General features: G+C 68.7%; 16 protein-coding genes. 8 read left to right on the top strand and 8 right to left on the bottom strand.

Annotated elements, in window-relative coordinates; translation table 11 throughout:
* Window positions 1-582 precede the first annotated feature (582 nt).
* Window positions 583-765: a hypothetical protein gene (locus ACFY3D_RS36920; protein WP_389988799.1), complete on the top strand. Its 183-nt coding sequence runs from the start codon at window positions 583-585 to the stop codon at window positions 763-765.
* Window positions 743-1,018, top strand: a complete 276-nt coding sequence (locus ACFY3D_RS36915; RefSeq protein ID WP_389988796.1) for a hypothetical protein — start codon at window positions 743-745, stop codon at window positions 1,016-1,018. The genes ACFY3D_RS36920 and ACFY3D_RS36915 overlap by 23 nt, the downstream gene beginning before the upstream one ends.
* A gap of 41 nt (window positions 1,019-1,059) precedes the next feature.
* On the opposite strand, the gene ACFY3D_RS36910 is transcribed toward ACFY3D_RS36915, so the two are convergent.
* Window positions 1,060-1,530, bottom strand: coding sequence for a hypothetical protein (locus ACFY3D_RS36910; protein WP_389988793.1), 471 nt, complete (start codon window positions 1,528-1,530; stop codon window positions 1,060-1,062).
* A gap of 63 nt (window positions 1,531-1,593) precedes the next feature.
* A complete protein-coding gene (locus ACFY3D_RS36905; RefSeq protein ID WP_389988790.1) occupies window positions 1,594-3,024 on the bottom strand; it encodes a serine hydrolase domain-containing protein in 1,431 nt (476 codons plus the stop codon).
* A gap of 412 nt (window positions 3,025-3,436) precedes the next feature.
* Here ACFY3D_RS36905 and ACFY3D_RS36900 point away from each other — a divergent pair, with 412 nt between their 5' ends.
* Complete coding sequence (locus ACFY3D_RS36900; RefSeq protein WP_389988787.1) at window positions 3,437-5,608, top strand: hypothetical protein; 2,172 nt, start codon at window positions 3,437-3,439, stop codon at window positions 5,606-5,608.
* A gap of 1 nt (window position 5,609) precedes the next feature.
* Here ACFY3D_RS36900 and ACFY3D_RS36895 read toward each other — a convergent pair whose 3' ends face one another.
* Window positions 5,610-6,053: a hypothetical protein gene (locus ACFY3D_RS36895; protein WP_389988784.1), complete on the bottom strand. Its 444-nt coding sequence runs from the start codon at window positions 6,051-6,053 to the stop codon at window positions 5,610-5,612.
* 85 nt (window positions 6,054-6,138) lie between these two features.
* Between ACFY3D_RS36895 and ACFY3D_RS36890 the strand changes: the two genes are divergently transcribed.
* Window positions 6,139-6,429, top strand: a complete 291-nt coding sequence (locus ACFY3D_RS36890) for a hypothetical protein (protein WP_389988781.1) — start codon at window positions 6,139-6,141, stop codon at window positions 6,427-6,429.
* 46 nt (window positions 6,430-6,475) lie between these two features.
* On the opposite strand, the gene ACFY3D_RS36885 is transcribed toward ACFY3D_RS36890, so the two are convergent.
* The gene (locus ACFY3D_RS36885) at window positions 6,476-6,871 is read right to left on the bottom strand and encodes a DUF397 domain-containing protein (protein ID WP_389988779.1); all 396 of its coding nucleotides are present in this window, start codon (window positions 6,869-6,871) and stop codon (window positions 6,476-6,478) included.
* Window positions 6,872-6,919: 48 nt separating this feature from the next.
* Window positions 6,920-7,774, bottom strand: a complete 855-nt coding sequence (locus tag ACFY3D_RS36880) for a helix-turn-helix domain-containing protein (protein ID WP_389988776.1) — start codon at window positions 7,772-7,774, stop codon at window positions 6,920-6,922.
* Window positions 7,775-7,962: 188 nt separating this feature from the next.
* Between ACFY3D_RS36880 and ACFY3D_RS36875 the strand changes: the two genes are divergently transcribed.
* Window positions 7,963-8,265, top strand: a complete 303-nt coding sequence (locus ACFY3D_RS36875; protein ID WP_389988773.1) for a hypothetical protein — start codon at window positions 7,963-7,965, stop codon at window positions 8,263-8,265.
* Window positions 8,262-8,672: an ATP-binding protein gene (locus ACFY3D_RS36870; protein ID WP_389988770.1), complete on the top strand. Its 411-nt coding sequence runs from the start codon at window positions 8,262-8,264 to the stop codon at window positions 8,670-8,672. Before ACFY3D_RS36875 ends, ACFY3D_RS36870 begins: the two co-directional genes overlap by 4 nt.
* Window positions 8,673-8,837: 165 nt before the next feature.
* Here ACFY3D_RS36870 and ACFY3D_RS36865 read toward each other — a convergent pair whose 3' ends face one another.
* Window positions 8,838-9,947: a CU044_5270 family protein gene (locus ACFY3D_RS36865; protein ID WP_389988767.1), complete on the bottom strand. Its 1,110-nt coding sequence runs from the start codon at window positions 9,945-9,947 to the stop codon at window positions 8,838-8,840.
* Between the two features lie 26 nt (window positions 9,948-9,973).
* Window positions 9,974-10,498, bottom strand: coding sequence for an RNA polymerase sigma factor (locus ACFY3D_RS36860; RefSeq protein WP_389988764.1), 525 nt, complete (start codon window positions 10,496-10,498; stop codon window positions 9,974-9,976).
* Window positions 10,499-10,802: 304 nt separating this feature from the next.
* Here ACFY3D_RS36860 and ACFY3D_RS36855 point away from each other — a divergent pair, with 304 nt between their 5' ends.
* Window positions 10,803-12,983 (top strand): N-6 DNA methylase, encoded by a 2,181-nt coding sequence (locus ACFY3D_RS36855; protein ID WP_389988761.1) that lies wholly within the window; start codon window positions 10,803-10,805, stop codon window positions 12,981-12,983.
* Window positions 12,984-13,390: 407 nt separating this feature from the next.
* Window positions 13,391-16,762: a BTAD domain-containing putative transcriptional regulator gene (locus ACFY3D_RS36850; RefSeq protein ID WP_389988758.1), complete on the top strand. Its 3,372-nt coding sequence runs from the start codon at window positions 13,391-13,393 to the stop codon at window positions 16,760-16,762.
* Between the two features lie 116 nt (window positions 16,763-16,878).
* Here ACFY3D_RS36850 and ACFY3D_RS36845 read toward each other — a convergent pair whose 3' ends face one another.
* Window positions 16,879-17,529, bottom strand: a complete 651-nt coding sequence (locus tag ACFY3D_RS36845; RefSeq protein WP_389988755.1) for a hypothetical protein — start codon at window positions 17,527-17,529, stop codon at window positions 16,879-16,881.
* Between the last annotated feature and the right edge of the window lie 18 nt (window positions 17,530-17,547).

Raw genomic sequence — 17,547 nt, 5'->3', positions numbered from 1 at the left:
ACGTTCTCGGACGGGACGACCTGAGGTCAGGTCGCGAAGAGGCCCCTGGCACGGCGTGGCCGCACGGGGACATGTCCCGTGGGCCGACTCGGCGGTAGGAAGGTCAGAGATTCGTCACGGGCGGTCGACGTCGGCCGCGCGGCCGGCGTCGGGCACCAACGAAGACACCAGGATCACGTCGAAGCGTGACGGGGGAACGACCACGGCGGTGCGATGACGCACGGCATGCTCCCCTCACTGGTCAGGACGCGCACGCCACGGTGTCGCGGCGGCGCATGATCAGTGGCGAGTGTACTGAGACCGGCATAAGCGGTAAACCGATTTTCTCCCGTACGAACCCACAAACCACGGAGCTGCGAATCTGCGGACCTAAGAAGCCACGGACCTGCGGAGCCCGCAGGGGGCGGCGACAGATGTCCGCGAACAACCCGAGGACGGCCGTAACGCTCGCCGACGAGGCGGACATGTGGGCAGTGCCGGATCGTCAACGTGGAAGGGGACCCGTGAACTCACCGGAGGAACGGTTCGCCGCGCTGTTCGAAGACACTCATCAGCCCTTACTCGCCTATGCCGCGCGGCGGCGTGGTCGCCGTCACGGCGGCGGCCCTGCTGCTCGGCGGTGGGGTCTCCTACGCCACCTACCAGCAGATCTACACCCCCGCCGCCACCGGCGATGTGACCTGCCTGACAGAGCGGGCCGTGCTCGGACGCCTACCCGGACAGCGAACACAACACGGTGAAAGTGCTTCCCAACCGCCGGCGTGACCTCAACATGAAGAACACCGGCACGGTCGACCCGTTCGTGTACGAACTCCGTGACGCGCTCCGGGCGGGCATCGCCTCCCGGTGCGTCGGCCTGGACGAGGCGGAGAGCCTGGCCAAGCAGGCTCTCGGGACGAAGCACCACTGGCCCCTCACGGTGATGCCCGACCCCGCCGCCTCCTGCACGCGCGTCGACCTGGAGGTCGGCGGCAGTATCCAGGTCACCCTGCGCGGCCCCAAGGTCGCCAATCCCTAGATCCGCGGGCCCTCGCTCCGGTCTCATCACCGTTCAGCCGCCTACGGCCATAACTGCACCCGGTAGAGCTCGCCATGGACGACGTCGGAAGGGAAGTCAGGCTCTTCGGTATTGGTCAGCCTTCTGGTCTGCACACGAACCGACCAGGAAGCTTCTTTCACCCCCGTATCGAACGGAAGACACTCGTCCCACCCCTCGTAAAAATACTGAACCAGACCGATGGCCCCGGAACCGAAATACAACTTCCCCTCCCACATCGGAGTCCAAGCTGCGAGCTGCTCCGGTGGCCCGTCCCAGCGCTCGTACCTGACGTGGATCACGGACTTCGCCAGAGAGCCGCTGTCGATGACCACGCCGTTAGGTCCAACTGAAATCATCGGCTGTCCCGGCAGGCTCTCAGCAGAGAACGGTGCGTCGACGGGCTCACCGTCCGCGGTCACCTCTGTCACAAGGAATTCGCTGCCTGTGTGGATACTGATGGAGTCGAGGGCGCTGGCGAGAAGGACTGCCACAGCGATAGAACCTTTCCAACACAGCCCGAACCGGTCGGCACCTGTGAACCCGGCCGATGTCAGCTACGCGACATCGGGCCGTGTCATCAGCGGCGAGCGCAGATGCGACGCCAGATCGGAGTTGGCCAGGGGCACGATGTTCCACGTCGCGACCGCTGTGCCCGCTTCGGCGTCGACCACCAGCCGGACCCGGTGCGGGTTGGTGATGACGTAAAGGTCGGCGACGAAGGTGTCGTCCTGCCAGGCACCGGCCGCGACGACAGGCCGGCCGAGTGGCGCGCTCTCCCGCCATTCGCCATGGCCGACCTCGACGTCGAGGGACGACCCGAGTCGCAGGAGCCATCCACCGTCCACGGGGTCGACGGTCACCGTGGTTCCGTCGGGCAGAGGCGAACCCCCGGCGGACGCGTCGAGTCTCGCCTTGACCGAACGCTTCGGGTCGGCCGCACCCGGCACCGGCGCGAGTGACAGCCGCCGCAGTCGATCGGCGAGGATCTCGTCGTCCCGGGTGCTTCCCTCCTGGTCCAGGCCGGGCAGCAGACACTCCCACAGCGGGTCGAGTATCGCCTCACCCTGCGTCACCGCGGCGGTCACCGCGACCACGAGATCGTGCGACGGAACGACCAGACAGAACTGGCCGAAGGCGCCGTCGGCGCGGTAACCGTGACGCGACATCCAGAACTGGTAGCCGTACCCGCGAAGCGCGTCGAGGTTTTCCGACCAGCCCTCGATCTGCAGGGTCTCGATGTGCCGTCTGGTCGCGAGCTCCACCCATTCGCGCGGGATGAGCTGCCGGTCGCCCCACAGGCCGCCGCGCAGCAGCAGCTCGCCGAAGGCGGCGACCGCCTCGGTCGTGAGGTGCAGTCCCTGGAACCCGAAGGCGGCACCGCTCGCCACCCGGTCCCATTCGGCGTGCTCCACGCCCATCGGCCGGAAAAGACGCTCGTCGAGAAATTCCGGGAGGCCCTGGCCCGTGACCCGTTCCACCATCCGGGCCAGGATGAAGGTGGTCGGATTGTCGTAGGCGTGCCGTGTCCCCTCGGCTTCGGGAAACGGTACGCGCAGGAAGCCCTTCACCAGGTCGCCCGGTTCCAGTCGCCATGCGTCGGCGAGGCTGTCCGTGCGGTGTCCGGCCGTCATCGACAGCAGGTGGTGAACGGTGACGCGGCGTCCCTGCTCCGAGATGTCGGCCGGAACGTGGTCGGGCAGCACGTCCACCACCCGATCGTCGAGCGAAAGCAGCCCGTCGGCGATCGCGAGCCCCACGGCGACCGAGGTGAACGACTTGGTCACCGAGTAGAGCAGGTGCGTGCGCTCGGCCGAGTACGGGGCCCACCAGCCTTCGGCGACGACGTGACCGTGGCGTACGACCATGATGGAGTGGCACTCGACCGACTGTGCTTCGAACCGGTCCAGCAGCGCGGTGATCGAACGAGACGACATCCCCGAGGCGGCCGGTGTCGACCGTGGCAGCAGGGCACGATGAGAGGGCATCCAGGCACCGTAACAAACCCGCCAAATCCACTCAATGGAGTTACGGGACGTCGCTTGGTCGCTTTCTCCATGAAACCGCGCTTCACGCGCGAGCCCGGATCCACCGCAACCACCATGCCGACTCCTCCGAATCATCGCCCATATCTCACGTCGGCGGAAATGGAAATCAACCTCGCGAATCCAGCGTGCGGACCAAAATTCGTTGAACGAGAGACCGGAAATGTTCTTGAGCGGCTTTCCGACATCGTCGCACTGTCGGGAGCCGGGATGCGCCGTCCTGAATCGAGTCGCGCCGAGGAGAGCCGATAACCGCACGGTGACGACGTATGACGCCTGAAGTCAGGTCATCGGAGCCTTGGGCGTCCTGTTCCGCCAGATGAAAATCGCTCAGCCTGGAACTAGAGTGAAAAAATTGAAACAGGCCGAGGAGATGATGGAGTCGATGTCGCCGGAAATGGGGCCCACGTCGCCGGACTTCAGCGGAATCGACCCCGATCTGATGCGAGGCTTCATCACCGCGCTGGAGCGCGGTCGCGATGTGATCGGCGAGCAGTCCGAGCGGATCCGGCAGCTGTTCGCGGCGGCGGAGGTGTCGGCGGTGGGGCTGCGGCCGATCGGGGAGATCGGCGGCTGGATCGGCGACGAGCTGCCGAAACTACGCCAGCGCCTGGAGACGATCGACCAGGACCTCCCCCTGATGGTGGGAGACGCCCCCCACATCCCCAAGCAGGGCTCGGCGTGGACCGGCGGCCAGGTCCAGGACCCGTTCCAGTGGGGGCTGCTGCCCTACGACGAGAAGACGGGAAAGTCCCCGGCGGGCAACGCCAAGAAGGGCACCGAACTCGCCGACAAGTTCAGGCACCTCCCCGAGCCGTCCCCCAGCATGCCCGACGCCGCCTACGACCGGATCCTCGACAAGCTCGCCGACGGTCAGAAGGACGGCTACTTCACCGCCGGGTTCTTCCGGTCCCTCGGCCCCAAGGGCATGATCGACATGATCAACCGCTTGGAGAGGTACGACAAGAAGGCGGCCGACAAACACCGGAAGGTCATGAGCGACGCCCTCACCACGGCGATCGGCGCGCAACCGGCCGTCCTCGGCTCCGCCTGGCAGGCCGACAAGCTCAAGGAGGCGCCGACCCACGAGCTGGCGTCCCTGCTCAGGCACGGCATGTTCCCCACCGCGTGGCTCACCGAGATAGCGCGCAGCAGGGTGGGCAAGCCGGTCGGCGACGGCGACGGCTCCCGTCCCCGACGCTGGGAGACCGACCTCGGCCCACTGCTGCCCGCCCTGGCCAACAACCCCGACGCGGCGAGGGGCCTGTTCAACGCCATGTCCCGTGAAGACCTCCGAGACGTCTTCACCGAGCTCAACCGTTTGGGGGCCACCGAGGTCGTCGTTTTCCCCTGGCTGAAGATAGAAAAATCACAATCCCCCTGGCAGGTGCCGAGGAGCATGAATTTCGACGTCGGTGCGGAGTTCGGCCGGATGCTCGCCGCCGCAGGCGGAGCCTACGACAAGGGACCGCACAGTCCTGAGGCCGTGAAGTTCGCCTTCAACGTCATGACCATCATGGGAGATCTCAAGGACACCGACGGCACCGCGGACTCTCCGGCCACCCCGATGGAGGTCGCGCCGCATGCCAGGATCTTCATGTCGACTCTGGCCGGCGCCTACGCCGCCGAGATCACCGAGGGCGCGAACATCGGCGATACCAACATGACCGAGGAGAGCGAGCTGAAGCCCTTCACCTCGGCCTTCGGCATGACCTCCGCGTTCACCCTGAGCCCGAAGGACACCTACCGCTTCCTCAAAACCTTCGCCGACTCCCCGGCGAACCTTCTCCCGTTCGACCGGGCGATGGGCAGCCTCTCCCAGAAGCTCATCGCCGATGCCTCGGAGAAGACCCGCCGCACCGGAGACGTCGACCACCTGGACCGGGTCTTCACCGCCCTGGGCAACGTACGCGGCTTCGAGCTCGCCGCCGTCGAGAAGGTCCAGGGAAATCTGGACGCGATCGACGAGCAGGCGAAGGACACGTTCAACTTCTTCCGCGACGCCACCATCGGAATCGCGAGCATGTACATCGGAAGCGGCGCGGTCTGGGCCTACGGCTGGTACGCGCTGAGCACCGGCCTCTCGGGCTACGGCGCCTTCATCGAAGATGACCCCGAGACCCGGATGGACCGGACCAACGCGGCGGAGAGGGTGGCGACCCTCGGCCGCCAGCACATGTACGCGCAAATACTCATGGCCAACGGCTTCGTCCCCAAGGTGACACCCGCCGAGTTCCAGGCCGGCCGCGCGTCCATCACCGATGCCCAGGGCAACCTCAAACCGTTCTCCGAGTTGATCAAACCTCCGGACGTCCCCCTCACCGACGCCAAGGGCAACCTCAGACCGCCGTCCGAGTTGGTCGCGAAGGGGGACGAAGGACTCAAGGCGTTCGAACGGTGGGCGATCGCCAACGGCATGGGGGGCAAGGAAAATCTGTCCTTAGGGAAATTATCCGACGACACAGCGAACTGGTTCGACGGTGGCAACAAGCGAGGGCGGGATCGCGCTCTGGCCTTCGACAGCTAACTCATGAGATGGGTAGACACTCGGTTTCACCTCTCACCGCGTACTGCCCATCGCCTGGCGACTCCAAGGTCAGCCTTGTCTTGTACTCGTCGTTGGCAAGTTTGAGAGGGGCGTTGCCACGATCTTCAACGATGCGGTAGGGAGCTACGCCGGAAAGCGAGCCCAACAGGAGAGTGTTGAGGCTGTCCGCCCTCAACTTCCCCGTTCCATATGTGCCGGTGGCTGCAAAAGTGCGCTTAGCCTTACCCTCTCCACAGGGAATATCACGCCCACCGGAATCGGTGATTCGGACATCCAAAGCGTGGCGCTCCTTCATCAACTCGGTGATGTGCGATTTAAGCGTCTCCCCCGCTTCGGCCGCCGTAGGGCCACTATCCCCACATCCGGACACCGCCAGCACCATAAACGTGCAGGCCAAAACACCACGCCATACAAAACGTGTCACACATTCCTCCAGAGCTGGCCCAGGTGCTGTAGATCCAATAATGTCCAATAGTCCACCCGATGTATCGGCATCCGAAGAGGGATATATGAATCCTGGCCCGGACGGTCTGGTGCCCAACCCGCGGCGTCAGGTGCTGGAACAGACATTGGTGGAACTCAAGACGAGAGTCGCCCTCCTTGAGGCCGCGCTCGACCCGGCCCACGGCCAGCTCACCGGCAAGTCGGTGTGGGTCGGACCGAAGGCCCGGACCTTCACCGAAGATCTCACCGCTCGTAACAACCGGCTACGTCAGGCGGCCAGAGCGCTCGTCGACACGATCGAAGAGGAACTCCGGTCGGCTCCGGCGAAGGTTCCGCCCGCCGCCACGCGACAGTGACGCATCGGGCCGAAACCCGGCTGGGAGCCGGCGCTATCGACTCACGTCATGCTTCGTGACGCACGGCCAGGTTGTCGAAGCCGTCACTCTTGATGCCGGCGATGAAGGCATCCCATTCGGTCGAGGTAAAGGCCAGCACGGGACCTTCAGGGTCCTTGGAGTCACGGACCAGGACGAGCAGATCTGCATTCGGATCGGGTTCGGCCTGGGAGGTCTCAGCGAGGGCGACTTCGACACAGTCGGGACCACTACCGCTCAGCGAACTCTTGTTCCAGACACCTACCTCGACGCAGTTCTGGCCAGCGCCGCTGAGGGAGCTTTTACTCCAGACGCCAACTTCAACGCAGTCGGAGCCGTTGCCGCTCAGTGAACTCTTGCGCCAGACGCCGACCTCGACGCAGTCTTGGCCGTTCCCGCTACGTGAGCTCTTACGCCACGTCACCTGAGACAGTTCCGGTGTAGACATTCCACATTGCCTTTCGTGGAGTGGTCATTCGAACTGGGCAGCCGCCTCAGCGATGAAGCGGCGAGATTCGTCCGGATCCAACGCCTTCGCTCGAAGATGATCGAAGATCAGGCTGTATTGGTAAATATCGGTCTCTCGCTCTATATAGAGACTTCCCGTGAAGTTCTCCATGAACACCACATCGGGGTCGGCAGGTTCGGGAAACTCCATGATCTGGAATGCGCCGTTCGTGCCGGGATGGACTCCAGCCGCGAAAGGCAGCACTTGGATGGTGACGTTGGGTAGGTCGGTTATGTCGAGTAACCGCTTGAGCTGGGAGCGCATCACCTCAGGTCCGCCGACAGGACGACGGATGATGGCTTCGTCCAGAACAACCCAGAAACGCAGGGGAATGTCTTGAACAAGGAGCGTCTGACGAGCCATGCGGACCTCGACGCGCCGCTCGATCTCGCCCGGGGATGAGATGGACAAGGCGGAGCGGATCACCGCGCGAGCATAGTCCTCGGTCTGGAGAAGGCCGGGAAGAACCGTGGGCGCGAAGCTGCGCATTGAAGTCGCTTCGGCTTCGAGCCCGATGTAGGTGGTGTACTCCGTGGGGAGATCGCCGTATGCCTGCCACCAGCCCTTCTTGCGGGCATCTTTCGCGAGATCGAGCAGCTCTCTCTGCTTGGCGGAGTCGACATTGTAGAGATCGAGAAGGCGTCCGGTGTCCGTGAGAGCCACCCTGACGCGGGCCGTCTCGATCCGCGAAACCTTCGTAGCGGACCAGCCGAGCCGCTCTCCGACCTCTTCCATCGTCAGTTCAGCCCGTTCCCGCAATCGTCGCAGCTCAGAGGCCAGACGTCGCCTGCGCACCGTGGGGCTTGCGGTTTGCTTCACGTTCACTCCTCCTTGAGTCGAAGCCAAGAGTAGCGGTCCCATAACAGAAAGTGTTGAAGTTACCTCCCGAGCGATTTGCCAATCTCGTTGCACGGCACACCGCCCGACTGCATGCTCTAAGTATGCAGTCGGTGACTTTGAGTCATCAATAGGTGCTCGGACACCATGGCCACGAAGGGCGGCGAGGGATGAGGATTCGCGATCTTCAGGGGTTGGGCGGTGAGTTGCTGGAGTTGGCCTGGGAGTTGAACGATCTCGGGTTCGACTCCGTGGTCAGGCTCTCGCCCGGTCGGCGGCCGAGCGTGGAGATCTTCGTCCCCCCAGGACGATCGAAGGTCGTCACAGCTCAGCGGGGCCGTACGTCGGTGTTCACCTGGCGGCGGCGAGACGACGGCCGCGCCCGGCAGGACCGCGACGGGCAGGGGCTCGACGGGCAAAAGCGCAACAGCATGCGGGAGGCGGCCGAGCGGCTGGTGGAGGTGGCGCGGTGAGGGCGCTGGGACTGCGGGGCCAGGTCGAGGTGCCCGCGCAGATCGCCGCCGTCCCCCGGGCCCGCCGCTACGTCCGCGACCTGCTCAAAGGGCTCGACCACCCGCACACCGACGACGCGCTCCTCCTGCTCACCGAACTCGTCACCAACTCCGTACGCCACTCCGACTCCGGCCGCTGCGCCGGCGGACGGATCACCGTCGCCGTCGCCCACCACGATGGAACGCTCCACATCGACGTGGTCGACGCCGGATCGGCGACCGGACACCGCCCCCTGCTGCGCGCGAACGTCTCCCCCGAAAGCGGCGGAGGACGCGGACTCTGGCTGGTCAGAGAATTGTCATCGGCCTGGGGCTGGTACGAGATCCTCACCGGTCGCGTGGTGTGGTTCCAGCTGAACGACCGGTGACCCCGTGATCCGCTGGGACCATCCACCCCGCTGCGCGCTCCCCCCACCTCCTCGGCCGAAGCCCTCCTGACCGGCGGCACGCCTGAGGTTCGAGCGGCTCGCCAACCAGGAGGGCGGGGTCGTGACCGTCACGGTGAGGGTGTGGGATGACGGTCACGCGGGAGATCAGTCCTTCGGAAGCTCGCCGAGCCTGTCGGTGAAGCCCATGTCGGCCAGTGCCACGCGCAGTAGCGGCACATCCTTCTGCACCACGTCGTACTCGAGCAGTTCGGCCGTACCCGGGTCGATGATCAGGCGGAAGGTGAGCGCGTCGGCCGCCGAGGAGGAAAGGGCGACCCCTGTGCGCCCCAACACGTCCTTCGTCTCACCCTGCGAGGTGATGCCCGGCTGGTCGGCGAGCACCTTGAACAGGGCGGACCGGGTGCCCGGCGTGATCGGCGCGGTCATCAGGTCCACGCCCGTCTGCCAGAGGTAGACGGCCTTGCCGGAGCCCGCGGAGTTGGGGCTGCGCTTCCAGAGGTCGTCCAGGTGGCGCTTGAGCTCGTCCTTGCCGGTGGGCAGCTTGGTGACGTTCCGCAGGTTCAGGCTCGGGTTGTCGATCGACAGGATCGGCTCGAAGGTGTCGTCGGTGGTCCTGGGCTTGTCGTCCGCCAGTATGGGCGACCCCGCCGCCTTCCAGGCGGCCTCGTCCTGCGGGGAGCCGAACGTGACCTTCACGTCCTGGTTGCTCGCCCTCCGGCCGACCTCGCCCGCCTTCATGGCACGCCAGGTCTCGCGGGTGTCGGCCAGGTATGCCTCGTACGGCAACTCGGCCGGCTCCGCCTTGGTCTTGGCCGTGGACTCGCCGGGGGCGTTGTCCACCTTCTGCAGGGTGCGCTCGTTGACGTACCAGTAGCGGCCGGAGTGCGCCGGTTCCCGGCGCGCGGTCGAGGCCGCGGCCAGCAGGAACGTGCGCGCGTCGGCCACGCGTTCTGGCGCGCCCTGCGTCGTGGAGGCGACCACGGCGCCGCTCGGGCCCGTACCGGTCGGGTCCGTACCGGAGCCACCGGTCGTGACGACGACGGCCGTGGCCGCGAGCCCGGCGGCCACCGTGCCGGCCATGAGGAAGTGCGGCCACCGCAGGCGCGGCCGGGCAGGGCGGGCGGGCCCGGCCTGTTCGGTACGCGCAGTGGCGAAGGCGCGGGCCAGATCGCCCGCCCGGCGGCGCCGGTAGCCGTCTTCGGTCAACTCGTCCAGCTCACTGGGCCTGAGCCGGGCGAACGTACGGTCATCCATGAAAGGGGTCTCCAAAGGGGTGCGGATCAGGATTCGAGACTGCGAACGCGGCGTGGGCCACCGACGTGCATCGCCTGGGTGAGGCGCTTGCGCGCCCGGTGGAGCCGGACGTTGTACGTACGGACCGAACACCCCATGACGGTGGCGGCCTGCTCCGGCGGCAGGCCGTACCAGGTGGCGAACACCATCGCCTCCACGTCCTGCTCGGGCAGGGCCGACAGCGCGGCCAGGGCGTTCTCCCTGTCGATGACGTGCTCGGCCACGTCCCACGCCACCTGGTCGCGTGCGGTGGTGAGGGCGGTTATCCGATCGACCAGGGCCTGGCGGCGGGTGCGTGAGTCCCGCTGCTTGGCCAGCAGGTTGCGGGCCACGCCGAGCAGCCAGGGCAACGGCGGCTCGGGGAGTTCCGCGAGCCGCCTCCACGCCACGAGGAACGTCTCGCTGCAGACGTCCTCGGCCACGTCGCGCTCGGCCCGCAGCAGGGCGTAGCCGAGCACGCTGCGGTAGTGCCGGTCATACAGGTCGGTGAATCGTTCTTCGGGATCGTCCACACCAAGTAGTCCCTCCGAACGCGTCCGGATTACCGCGTCCCGTCGATTCATCCCTCATGCTCGCAGCGCCGCACGGGCCGTCCGAGCTGGCGCGTTCCCAGTTGACCGACATCTCAGTAGCGAGAGGGCCTCGATATCGCCCTTGGTCGAGCCTCCACGGCCGGGTTGGCTCCACGGTGAACTGAGTCAACGGATAGGCTGCCAAAATGACCTTCTGGAAAGCCGGGGCCGCCCACCTGGGCACATGCCGTCACCGTGCTTTCCTGCCGGGTCGTCATCTTTCTGGCCCTCACCCGGAGACACGATGCCTCCTTCTGCCGACCCCACCGTCTCCGTCACTCTGGCGGAGATAGCCAGGATCGCCGGTGTCGGGCGCGCGGCCGTCAGCAACTGGCGCCGCCGTCACGACAGTTTTCCCACGCCGGTCGGCGGTACGGACACCAGCCCGCAGTTCGCGCTGTCGCAGGTGGAGGAGTGGCTGAGGCGGCAGGGCAAGCTCGACGAGGTCGGCAGCCGGGAACGGCTGTGGCCGGAGTTCGAGGCGCTCGGCGACCGCGACGCGATGGGGAGGGCGATCGCCGTCGCCGGTGCCCGGCTCGCGAGGCTCACCGGTGAGGAGGCGGGCCTCGATGAAACCGCCGAGTGGCTTCCGGGCGGCGCCGACCTCTCCGACGCCCAGCGGTCCCTGGTGGAACGCGCGGTCGGCCTGGCGAAGAAGCACGGCGCCCGGGACACCTTCGACTTCCTGCTCGGCCGCTGGCTCGACACCCACGTACGGCAGATCAATGTCACGCCGCCCCCGCTGGCGGCGTTGATGGCCGAGGTGGCCGGGTTGTCGCGCGACGGCGAGGCCGGTGACGTCGGCACCGTGCTCGACCCCGCGTGCGGCACAGGCGGTCTCCTGCTCGCCGCCGCCCGGCAGTGGGCCGGTACGGCGGACGCGCCTGCCTCGGGTGCCCCGCTGAGACTGCTCGGCCAGGACGTGGACGCGACCCAGGCGGCGCTCGCCGCCGTACGGCTCCTGCTCGCCGGCCGTTCCCCGGAGCGTGACAGCGCCTGGGAGGTCGACGTACGGGCGGGGAACACGTTGCGCGCCGATCCCCAACCCGATGTCCGCGCCGACGTGGTGCTGTGCAACCCGCCGTTCAACGAACGCGACTGGGGATACGAGGAACTCGCCACCGACGCCCGCTGGACGTACGGCCTGCCTCCCCGCACCGAGCCGGAGCTCGCCTGGACGCAGCACGCGCTGAGCCGCCTGGCACCCGGCGGGACGGCCGTGCTGCTGCTGCCGCCCGGTGTCGCCTCCCGCAGGGCGGGGCGCCGGGTCCGGGCGGGGCTGCTCCGCAGCGGTGTGCTGCGCGCGGTGGTCGCCCTGCCTCCGGGGTCCGCGCCCCCGCACAGCGTCGCGCTGCACCTGTGGGTCCTGCGGGCACCGGCCGAGGGCGGAACGGACGCGGGGGCCGGGGTGCTCCTGGTCGACGCGGCCGACGTCCAGCAGGAGCCGTCGGGGGGAACGCAGCGAGCGGGCAGGGCGGCGATCGACTGGCCCCTCCTGCACAGGCGCGTGGTGTCGGCCGTCCAGGAGCTCCGGACGATCCAGGCGACCCAGACGACCCCGGCGGCTCCGGGGGCTCCGGGGACTCCGGGGGGAGACGCCGACGGGGAGCGGTCGGCCGATCACGCCGTGGTCCCGGTGATCGACCTACTGGACGAGGAGGTGGACCTCACCCCCGCGCGGCACGTCCCGAAGAAGGCGACCTCCGCGAACCTGGGTCTGCGGCGCTCGTGGAACCGGTTCGGCACCCTCCTGCACGAGCTGCGCGATCTGACCGCGACCCTGTCCGCCCTCGAACTGAGCGGCGAGGAGCCCGCGGGCCAGGGCACGGTGACCGTGGGCGACCTGCTCAGAGCGGGTGCGCTCACGATGCGGGCCGGGCAGCAACCGGCCGACGGCCTGGTGCGCACCGGCGACGCCCCCGACGACGCCGTGCGCGTGCTGACCGTCGCCGACATGCCGGCCGGAGGCAGATCGTCCGGCTGGCTGACCGCGTCCGACGCCTCCGCGGGAGAGAACGCGGGCGGCCTCACCCTGACCGCACCGCAGGAGGTGGTGGTCGTCGGCGCCCACCGGGCGTTCGGCGCCTGGGTCGACACCGACGCCCCCACGGTGCTGGGCTCCCAGTTGTACGCCCTCCGGGCCGATCCGGCACTCCTCGATCCCTGGTTCCTCGCCGGTTGCCTGCGCGCCCCGGCCAACGCGAGGCAGGCGGGCACCCACGCCTCGACGTCCTCCCGCATCGACGTCCGCAGGCTGCAGGTGCTGCGGCTCCCTCTCGACGAGCAGCGTCGCTACGGCGAGGCCTTCCGGCGGCTCACCGCCTTCGAGCGATCACTGCGGGAGGCGGGGACGATCGGCGGGAAGCTGGTCGACGGTCTGACCGACGGCATCGCCGCCGGGAGGCTTCCGGGAAACCGGCCGTGATCCCCACCGGATAACACCTCGAACCGGACACCACCTCACACCGGACGCAATCTTCACCGGGCACCCCCCGGAACCAGCCACGCCCCCTCCGGACACCACCCGGAACCGGCCACGCCCCCCTCCGGACAACACCCCAGACCGGACGTGATCTCCACCGGACACCACCCGGAGCCGGTCACGATCCCCTCCGGACGACACCCCGGACCGGACGCGGGCGATCACCTGGGCGTTCGCGACATCGCGCGGCCGGACACGGCGAGCCTCCATGCCTTGGCGACATTTCATGATTTATCTGGGCATCGGACCCGGTTTGCCGACTGGGGGTAAACGATGTTCGATGTACCCCAGTTCGCGTTCCTGTCACAGTGGTCCGCACCTGCTGTGCCAACCGTAAGAAGGCGGTAGGCATGGATTTTCGGGTTCTCGGCCCGCTGGAGGTTCATCATGACGAGGCTCGCCTGGGGCTGGGCGGTCCACGTCAGCGGGCGGTGCTGGCGCGGCTGCTCGTCGCGGGTGGCGCGCTCGTCCCCACCGATACCCTGATCGACGACCTGTACGGTGACGCCCCGCCGCCGAGCGTGGTGGCCACCGTCCAGGCGTACGTGTCCAACCTGCGCCGGATCATCGAGCCGGAACGCCCGCCGCGCACCCCGCCTCGACTGCTCGTCGGGCGGCCGCCCGGTTACCTGCTCGCCACGACCGACGTCGACGCGGTCCGGTTCACCGAGCTGGTGTCCGGGACGGAGTCACGTCCCGCCGCCGAGGCGCTCACCCGCGTGGAGGAGGCGTTGCGGCTCTGGCGCGGCCTGCCGTACGGCGAGTTCCACGGTGAGCTGTGGGCGGCCCCCGAGGTCAACCGCCTGCGTGAACTGCGCCTGGTCGCGGTCGAGCGGTGCGCCCAGGCCCGGCTGGATCTCGGCCGCCCGCAGACCGTCATCACCGGCCTGGAGGCCGAGGCGGACGCGAACCCGTTGCGCGAGCGGCTCTGGCATCTGCTGGCCCTGGCCCTGTACCGCACCGGGCGGCAGGCCGACGCGCTGGCCGTGCTGCGCCGGGTCAGGGACCTGTTCGCCGAACGGCTCGGCCTTGATCCCGGTCCCGGGCTGCGGGCCCTGGAGGCGGACATCCTGCGGCAGTCCGACCGGCTCCTGCTCCCCTCCGCCCCCGGGGTTCCCGTCCCGATCTCCCCTGCCCGCCGGGTCCCGCACGGCAGGGACCGGCAGCTCGCCGACCTGGAGAGCCTGCCGGCGCGGGGCGGCGGACTCGCGATCGCCACGGTGGGCGGTGAGCCCGGCATCGGTAAGACGTGGCTGCTCGAAGCCTTCAGGGACCGGTGCGTCGAGTCCGGCCGTCTGGTGCTGTGGGGCCGCTGTCCCGAGACCGAGGGCGCTCCTCCGCTCTGGCCGTGGTTGCAGATCCTGCGGGCACTCGCCCGGGTCTATCCCCCGCCGGACCCCGATGCCCTCGCCGGGCTGATGAACGACGAGACGCCCACGGGCTCGGCGGAGGCCGCCCGGCTCCGCCGCCACCAGGCCGTCGCCGACTGGGTGAGGCAGACCGCGCGGACCCGGCCCACGGTGATCGTCCTGGACGATCTGCAGTGGGCCGACGCGGCCTCGCTCGGCCTGCTCGGCGACCTGGTCGCGCTCATCGGTGACGCGGAGAACGACGAGGGGAACGGCATGAGGAACGACGCGGGGAGCGACGCGGCGAGAGGTGCCGCCGTCACGGTGGTCACCGCGTTCCGCGAGGGCGCGGACCTGCTCCCCCTCGACGGCGTGCTGGGCCGGCTCGCCCGCCACAACCCGCTCCGCCTGCGGCTGACCGGTGTCGGCTCCGACACCGTACGGGCCATCGCCGCGGAGATCGGTGTCGAGATCGACGGGGGCGCCGCCCGCGCGCTGACCGAACGCACCGGCGGCAACCCCTTCTTCGTCAGGGAGACCGTACGGATGCTCGCCCAGGGCGGCACCCTGGACGCGGTACCCGGCGCGGTCGCCGACCTGATCCGGCGGCGGGTGGCCGCGCTCGGCCCGCAGGTCGGCACGGTGCTCAGGAGGGCGGCGGTGCTCGGCCGGGACTTCGATCCCGACGTCGTCGCCCAGGCGTGCCGGGGTGAGGTGTACGACTCGCTGGACAGGGCCGCGCACGCCGGGCTGCTGCTGGCCCGCGACCGTCGCATGGCCTTCGCGCACGACCTGGTCAGAGAGACCCTCCTGGAGGACATCCCCCCACTGCGCAGAGCGAGGATCCACCGGGAGGTGATGAAGGCCCTCGCCGCCCGCCCCGCCGTGGACGTGGCCGTCATCGCCCATCACGCGATCGAGGCCGGTCCCGCCGCGTACGGCGAGGCGACCAGATGGGCCCGCGCCGTGGCGGAGCAGGCGTCCCTCCGGCTCGCGTACGAGGAGGCGGCCCTGTGGTGGGGCCGGGCGGTGGAGGCCCACGGCTCCTCCGCCGGCGACCCGCTCGACCACGTCGAACTCCTGTTACGGCAGATCCAGGCACTGCTGAAGGCCGGGGACCCGCTCGGCGCCCGCGAGGCGCGGGCACGGGCCATCCGCGTCGCCGACCGCGTCGCCGACCGGGGCGGCCCCACGCTGATCGCCCGCGTACTGACCTCGCTGGATGCCCCGTCGGCCTGGACCCTGCGCAACCCGTACGAGGAGGTGGAGCTTCGGCTGGTGCACCGCTTCGAGGTGGCCCTGCGGTCGCTGCCTGAGGAGGACGGTCCCGAGCGGGCGCGGCTGCTCGGCGGGCTCGCGCAGGAGCTCTACGACGGAAGCGACGACCCGCGCTGCGACTCCTTCTCCGCCGAGGCCGTCGAGATGGCGCGCAGGCTGGGTGATCCGCACCTGCTCATGCGGATGCTCAACGCCCGTCAGCTCTCGCTGCCCCAGGCGGCCCACCCACACGAGCTGGTCGAGATCGCCACCGAGCTGGTCGAACTGGCGTCGCGGACCCGGATGCCGGAGTACGAGCTGCTCGGGTGGATCCTGCTGACCCATCACAGGCTGCAGCTGTTCGACGTGGCCGGCGCGGACGAGGCCGCCCTCCGCTGCGACGCGATGCTGGAACGGCTGCCGCTGCCCTGGCCACGATTCCAGCACACCATGTGGCGCGCCAACAGGCTGGTCCTGGCCGAGTGTTTCGACGACGCCGAGGCGCTGTATCACGAGGCGGAGCGGCAGGCCGGACGGCTCGGCATGTGGTACGCGGGCGCGGTGGTGGCCACCGGGCGCATCCTGCTGCATTACCGGCGCGGTTCCCTGGCCGCCGCCGAGTCGCTGATCGACTCGATCACCGGCATCCACACCACCATGGACCACGACGCCGGGATCCTGCGGCTGTGCGCCCAGGGCCGCGTCGAGGAGGCCGCACGAACGGTCGAGAAAGGCTGGCCCAGGCCGCCGGGCGACTGGTCCTGGCTCACCATGACCTGCCTGCAGGGCGAGGCCCGAGCCGCGGTCGGCGACCTGCCGGCCTGCCGGGAGAGCTACGCGGCGCTACTGCCGCACAGCGGGAGCATCGCGGTGGGCTCGGCCATCGCCCTGGCGGGCCCGGTGGACTGGTTCCTCGCCCTGCTCGCCTCGACGCTGGGCGAGCACGAGAGCGCCGCCGGGCATCTCCTGAGCCTGGCCGGGCAGGCCGACAGGAACGGGCTCACCGCCTGGCGGGACCGGGCGACGGCGGCGCTGTCCCGAGGGAACGGCGAGGCGGGAACGGCCCCGGGCCCGCTGGGCGCTGCCCGGCGGGTGGGGCCGTCGTTCGGTCGATGAGCCGCTCAGATGTGAACCACTCAGGCCATAAGCCACTCAAGCCGTGAACCGCTCAGGCAGGCCCGCAAGGCGAGTCACGCGGCGGCAAGAGGACGAGGGGACGAAGGGCACGCCGCTCAGGCGGTGAGCCGTGCGGCGACGAGATCCACGAAACGCTCGTGCTGCAACCGGGCCATGTCCGGGTCCAGCACGAGCGCGTTCCCCTCCTGCCCGGCGGTGTCGCCGAACTCCCGGACCATGTTGAGAACCTTGTACACGTTGACGACCTGGTTGACGGTGACGACCTCGTAGACATAGCCCGCCATCGGGGCGATCTGATAGGTCACCAGGCCGTTCGCCCGATCGGCGGCCGTGGCCTCGGCCTTGACGCCGAACCGTTCGGTCAGCACGTCCTTGGTGAGGTTCCGCGCCGTCGTGAGCGCCCGGTCGATCCTGACCCGGTCGCCGCTGGTCGTCTCCCTGCCGAACGAGGCGAGGAACGCCGGGTCCTTCTTCGAGATCGCCGCCACCATCGCGGAGGCGAACGCCTCCTGCTTGGCCGTCACCCCACCGGCCGGGCGCATGATCTCGGGGAACCTCTCGGCCACCGGCCCGATCCCCAGGATCAGACCCCGATAGACACTCTCACCGTCGTACGCCGAGACCACGGCCCCCGCACCGGCCACGACCGCACCGGCACTGGCACCGGCCGCGTGCACCGGCACCACCACCGCACCGGCCACCAACCCCGCGGCCAACGCCGCCAGAACCGTCTTCGATACCCGCATCGAACTCCTTCCACATAC

Source organism: Streptosporangium sp. NPDC000509, from assembly GCF_042898365.1.
Classification (GTDB): Bacteria; Actinomycetota; Actinomycetes; order Streptosporangiales; family Streptosporangiaceae; genus Streptosporangium.
This window is presented reverse-complemented; position numbering and strand designations above follow the sequence as displayed.

Coding starts and splice junctions, on each gene's coding strand:
- ACFY3D_RS36905 (WP_389988790.1), bottom strand. CDS start 3,024: ATGCCCTCTCATCGTGCCCTGCTGCCACGGTCGACACCGGCCGCCTCG.
- ACFY3D_RS36890 (WP_389988781.1), top strand. CDS start 6,139: ATGAATCCTGGCCCGGACGGTCTGGTGCCCAACCCGCGGCGTCAGGTG.
- ACFY3D_RS36875 (WP_389988773.1), top strand. CDS start 7,963: ATGAGGATTCGCGATCTTCAGGGGTTGGGCGGTGAGTTGCTGGAGTTG.
- ACFY3D_RS36865 (WP_389988767.1), bottom strand. CDS start 9,947: ATGGATGACCGTACGTTCGCCCGGCTCAGGCCCAGTGAGCTGGACGAG.
- ACFY3D_RS36855 (WP_389988761.1), top strand. CDS start 10,803: ATGCCTCCTTCTGCCGACCCCACCGTCTCCGTCACTCTGGCGGAGATA.
- ACFY3D_RS36850 (WP_389988758.1), top strand. CDS start 13,391: ATGGATTTTCGGGTTCTCGGCCCGCTGGAGGTTCATCATGACGAGGCT.
- ACFY3D_RS36845 (WP_389988755.1), bottom strand. CDS start 17,529: ATGCGGGTATCGAAGACGGTTCTGGCGGCGTTGGCCGCGGGGTTGGTG.